The organism is Pantoea stewartii subsp. stewartii, from assembly GCF_008801695.1.
Classification (GTDB): domain Bacteria; phylum Pseudomonadota; class Gammaproteobacteria; order Enterobacterales; family Enterobacteriaceae; genus Pantoea; species Pantoea stewartii.
Window position 1 is genome coordinate 1 of the sequence record NZ_VZPF01000155.1, and the last position, 3429, is coordinate 3429.

Genomic DNA, 3429 nt, shown 5'->3' on the forward strand with positions numbered 1-3429 from the left:
CCTTTTAACCCCGTTAGCGCGGCGTAGCCGCGATGTATCGGGGACTTAGTGCTGGCAGCTTGCTGACAGCGCTTAGGGGGCTGTATGTCTAAATCTGAAGCTATTTTTCTTGACGGAACACGGTAGCTGCCAGACCAAAACCCGCTAGACGCGATACAGAAGCTTCTGTGCGCTGTCGGAGTGGTCCCGACAAGGTTGGGCCGCAGTCGGGGCGTATCTCCGCGTTAGCGGGCCGTCAGGGCCGCTTACGGGCGTGTTACTCAATACTTCCAGCGATACGGGTGACCGCAAGGTTCGAAATTCCTAGGTGTTAAAATCCTATTGGGATAGGCTCTAAACATCCGTATAGTTTCGTGGATGGTAAACAACAGGATTTAATGGGGCGTATGTATTTAAATGCGAACCACCGCGAATAATTGCTCTATTTTCTAGTAAATTATTCGGTCTGACTCTCACAAAATTGTTTTCTCTGCCATATCCTATTATGGTTCGACGAAGATAATCAGCCATTTGCTGTGCTCTTCCATCAACACCACCTGAAAAACAACTCAGGTAATGAAGAGGCTTATCTTGAGCAATGGTGAATAAATCAATGCCACGTTTTTTAAAAAAATCCACAACTGCTTCTTCCGTTGCAAGATAAGATGCTGGCCTAGCAATATTCGAGGTTTCGTCAATAATTTGAAACCTATGTTCTGATAATACAGACCCCCGAGGATTTCCGTGTAATGAAATCCCAGGTTCTCCTGTGCCTGAAATATCATTATAAAACCCAATGATAGTACGGTCTGATATTTTTCCATTACGTAATATGCCCTGGAGGGACATTGATTTATAATACCTTAATTTATTTGCTCCCTCAGGATTGAAGTTAATTTTTAATTTGGAATGCTGCAATTTTTTTAATGCGTTCACACCCTTCGGTGCCATTGCTGCTCCGGCCGCCATCCCCGCAATGCCTGTAGCCACAGATACCCATCCCAGCACCGAAGACGCAGCCGGGTTCACGTCCTCCGTTGCCCCGCTGGCAATCCCCGTTGCGTCAGCCAGCAGACCCAGCCCGCCCACAACCAGCGTCGTGGCCGATGCTGCACTCCATGCGGCAGCCACACTGCCCGCTGCCGCAATAGCACCTAAAGCCGCTCCTCCGGTCAGTAACACGCCGATGGTGCCTCCCACAATACCCAGAATACCCTGCCAGCTGATATGCCCTGTAGGGTCAGTGTGGTTCACCGGGTCTCCTGCACAGTAGGCATAGGGATTAATCCCGCCGGCCCCGAACGGGCTCAGGCTGTCCGGACAGTTAAAACGTCTCAGTACCGGGTTATAGGCCCGGTAGCCGTTGCCCAGATGGTAGCTGCCGCTGACGGGGTCAGGACGCTCACCGTTAAAGCCGGGCAGGCCGTCTGCAGCTTTACCGTTCCCCCAGGGAGACCAGGTGTGAAGGCGCCCGTCACCACCGGCCGGATTACGCGACCAGAGCGGGCTGTTGTTGTGACCGCCTGCGGTCAGGGTCAGTCCTGTCGGGGTGGTCACACCCAGACAGGCGTGCCCGTGGCGGATATACCGGGTGGCCCCGGTTGTTGTCATGAATGTCATAATGCTATTACCCTGTATAGTCTCAGTGAAAAATAGTATTGCAGCAGATTGTCAGTGGGTCCACTGAATGCCGCTTCAGTGGCATGGAGGCGCCAGGCGTTATTGGCCCAATGGGAGCGAAGCTGCGATTTGACGACATTTGGCTTTGCCCCACGAAGCCAAACCGTACGGAAACGCACGCAAAGTACGTTTTTTGTTCAATCGATCGATAAAAAGGATCAATTATTGATCCTTTTTACGTGCTTAGAACCTGTACATCGACAAACACGGGGACACCATCAGCCCCTGGACCCGCCTCTGCGTCGAGCGCATGCTCGCCTGCGGGACCACGGAGATGGGCGTTCGCCGCTTCTGCTGTGCATCACCAGACTGCACCCACTCCCGTTTCTTCTGCCAGAGCTGCAAGTCAAAAGCCTGCAGCGCCTGCGGCTTCAAAGCAACCGAGCAGTGGGTGTCGCAGCAGAGCCATATCCTTCCCGACTGCGACTGGCAGCATATCACCTTTACCATGCCGCGCCATGCTCCGCTGGGCCCGCAGGCTGGACGTGGTGGTCGGTATTTTCTGCGCCCTGCACACTTACGGCCGCCAGCTCAACCTAACAGGACACAGATCCAACCTTTATGATCATAAAAAGAGATACGAGCGTGGTGGTAATTCAGGTGCCATATATATGGCACCAACTTCGCCCCCTTCCTGAAGGGTTACTCTAAAATTACTATCTACTAGCCTTTTATTCAAAGCGTTAACCTGTGATTCTACAATAGAATGCAAAGCGGTATTTTTGTATCCTTGTTCTTTAACATGCGCCAAATGTTTTTCGTAAAATAATCTTAATTCATTAGCACTATCAAGTGTATCTCTTTCCAAAGCAGATATGTATTTTTTTTTATTTTTCAGGTTGTATATTTTCCGTTTTAGTGTAGTAGACGATATGGTCCTGGAGTTATTGATGGGACTTAATGAAGATTCATCAATAAGAGCATATATCGGTTCATTTTGCATTCTATTGTCCAGCATTAATGATTGAGCGGTGTCAGTCAATTGATGGTCGATTGTACCCCATTCCCTTGCAATTTTTGGAGCGCCTCTTCCTGACAGTCCCGTCGTGCGGATATTCCCAAGACGCTGTCGGGTATCTGCAGTTGCCCGCATGATTGCCTTGGCTCCTTTAGGCGCAAGCGAAATCCCGGCAGCCATACCCGCAATCCCCGTAGCCATGGAAACCCAGCCCAGCACTGACGACGTATGTGGATTCACATCCTCGGTCGCCCCGCTGGCAATCCCCGTTGCGTCAGCCAGCAGACCCAGCCCGCCCACAACCAGCGTCGTGGCCGATGCTGCACTCCATGCGGCAGCCACACTGCCCGCTGCCGCAATAGCACCTAAAGCCGCTCCTCCGGTCAGTAACACGCCGATGGTGCCTCCCACAATACCCAGAATACCCTGCCAGCTGATATGCCCTGTAGGGTCAGTGTGGTTCACCGGGTCTCCTGCACAGTAGGCATAGGGATTAATCCCGCCGGCCCCGAACGGGCTCAGGCTGTCCGGACAGTTAAAACGTCTCAGTACCGGGTTATAGGCCCGGTAGCCGTTGCCCAGATGGTAGCTGCCGCTGACGGGGTCAGGACGCTCACCGTTAAAGCCGGGCAGGCCGTCTGCAGCTTTACCGTTCCCCCAGGGAGACCAGGTGTGAAGGCGCCCGTCACCACCGGCCGGATTACGCGACCAGAGCGGGCTGTTGTTGTGACCGCCTGCGGTCAGGGTCAGTCCTGTCGGGGTGGTCACACCCAGACAGGCGTGCCCGTGGCGGATATACCGGGTGGCCCCGG

At 53.0% G+C, this 3429-nt stretch carries 2 protein-coding genes and 1 pseudogene; 1 reads left to right on the forward strand and 2 read right to left on the reverse strand.

Going from position 1 to position 3429, the window contains the following annotated elements; all coding sequences use genetic code 11:
• Nucleotides 1-333 precede the first annotated feature (333 nt).
• Entirely contained in the window at nt 334-1599 is a 1266-nt protein-coding gene (locus F7Q90_RS28045; RefSeq protein ID WP_006122293.1) for an RHS repeat-associated core domain-containing protein, read from the reverse strand.
• 250 nt (nt 1600-1849) lie between these two features.
• Here F7Q90_RS28045 and F7Q90_RS24950 point away from each other — a divergent pair.
• Nucleotides 1850-2207 (forward strand): annotated as a pseudogene (locus tag F7Q90_RS24950) (transposase zinc-binding domain-containing protein); the annotation flags it as partial.
• 17 nt (nt 2208-2224) lie between these two features.
• Here the strand turns inward: F7Q90_RS24950 and F7Q90_RS24955 are convergent.
• Nucleotides 2225-3429: RHS repeat-associated core domain-containing protein (locus F7Q90_RS24955; protein ID WP_151161124.1), on the reverse strand; the 1205-nt coding region annotated here is incomplete at its 5' end.